This is a genomic window from Paraburkholderia piptadeniae (assembly GCF_900007165.1).
Lineage (GTDB): Bacteria > Pseudomonadota > Gammaproteobacteria > Burkholderiales > Burkholderiaceae > Paraburkholderia > Paraburkholderia piptadeniae.
The window spans coordinates 2,339-3,878 of record NZ_CYGY02000148.1 but is presented as its reverse complement, the minus strand read 5'-3'; the positions used below and the strand labels follow the sequence as shown (position 1 = coordinate 3,878).

Sequence of the window (1,540 nt, the reverse complement as noted above, 5' to 3'; positions counted from 1 at the left end):
GCGGGCATCGGCACGGTCACGACGAGACGTTCGCCGAAGACTATGCGATCGCGCAGCAGGTGTATGGCGAGCATCATGGTCATGCGGATGCACATTCGCACGATCACTCGCACTCACACGATCACGGTCATGACCATGATCACGGCGATTGCGGTTCGTCGTCGTGCGGTCACGATCATGGGCATCGTCATGCGCATCGCTGAACTGACCGCGCTGCTGCATCTCGCGTCGCCGGCACTGCCGATCGGCGCGTTCAGCTATTCGCAAGGACTCGAAGCGGCAATCGAAGCGCAACTCGTCACGGACGCCGACAGCGCATGCGCGTGGATCGCAAGCGGCCTGTCTAATGTGCTCGCGCGCGGCGAACTGCCGTTTCTAGCGCATCAGATCGAACGCTGGCGCGCGCACGATGCCGATGCTTTGACGGCGAACAATCACGAATTCCTCGCGAGCCGCGAGTCGGCGGAATTGCGTCGCGAGACGGAACAGATGGGCTGGTCGCTGCGGCAGCTGTGCGCGTCGCTCGAATGGGGCGACAAGGAACGCCGCGCGACACTCGCGTCGATCACACCGATCGCGCAACCGACGGCATTTGCGTTCGCCGCTTTCGCACACGACGCCGCCATGGACGCCGCGCTCGCCGCCTATGCATTCAGTTGGGTCGAGAACCAGGCGGCGGCCGCGCTGAAGGCCGTGCCGCTCGGACAGCTCGCGGGACAGCGCATCATCGTCGCGCTGCGCGAGCCGATCGACGCTGCCGTCAGCAAGGCACTCGCCACTTCGCCCGACGATATCAACACGTTCGCGCCGCAGCTCGGCATTCTGTCGGCGCGTCACGAGTCGCAGTACTCGCGGCTTTTCCGCTCATAGCCTTCCGCTTTCCCTCAATCGAATCATGAATGGTCCTCATCACATGCATCGCACGAAGAATCTGCCGCCGCTGCGCGTGGGCGTAGGCGGCCCTGTCGGTTCGGGCAAGACGACGCTGCTCGAAATGCTCTGCAAGGCGATGCGCGACAAGTACGACCTCGTCGCGATCACGAACGACATCTATACGAAGGAAGACCAGCGTCTGCTGACGGTGGCGGGCGCGCTGCCCGCCGAGCGCATCATGGGCGTGGAGACGGGTGGCTGTCCGCACACGGCCATTCGCGAGGACGCGTCGATCAATCTCGAAGCCGTCGACCGCATGCTCACGCGTTTTCCCGATGCGGACATCGTGTTCATCGAGTCCGGCGGCGACAATCTGGCCGCGACGTTCAGCCCCGAGTTGTCCGACCTGACGATCTACGTGATCGACGTCGCGGGCGGCGAGAAGATTCCGCGCAAGGGCGGGCCGGGCATCACGAAGTCGGATCTGCTCGTGATCAACAAGACGGATCTCGCGCCCATGGTTGGCGCGAATCTCGATGTGATGGCGTCGGATGCGAAGAAGATGCGCGGCGAGCGGCCGTTCGTGATGTGCAATCTGAAGACGCTCGAGGGGTTGGATCAGGTGATTGCGTTTGTTGAGAAGAAGGGGTTGTTGGGGGTTTGAGTT

2 protein-coding genes and 1 pseudogene are annotated in these 1,540 nt (G+C 63.1%); all 3 read left to right on the top strand.

Going from position 1 to position 1,540, the window contains the following annotated elements; genetic code table 11:
- A pseudogene (gene ureE / locus BN2476_RS47855) lies at positions 1–203 on the top strand (urease accessory protein UreE); the annotation flags it as partial.
- A complete protein-coding gene (locus BN2476_RS43155; protein ID WP_087740239.1) occupies positions 190–870 on the top strand; it encodes an urease accessory protein UreF in 681 nt (226 codons plus the stop codon). The pseudogene ureE and the gene BN2476_RS43155, both read left to right, overlap by 14 nt.
- Before the next feature lie 25 nt (positions 871–895).
- Positions 896–1,537, top strand: a complete 642-nt coding sequence (ureG, locus tag BN2476_RS43150; RefSeq protein ID WP_087740237.1) for an urease accessory protein UreG — start codon at positions 896–898, stop codon at positions 1,535–1,537.
- The last annotated feature ends 3 nt before the right edge of the window (positions 1,538–1,540 follow it).

Excerpts from the sequence above, each read along its gene's own strand:
- ureG (WP_087740237.1), top strand. The coding sequence starts at position 896 with ATGAATGGTCCTCATCACATGCATCGCACGAAGAATCTGCCGCCGCTG.
- BN2476_RS43155 (WP_087740239.1), top strand. The coding sequence starts at position 190 with ATGCGCATCGCTGAACTGACCGCGCTGCTGCATCTCGCGTCGCCGGCA.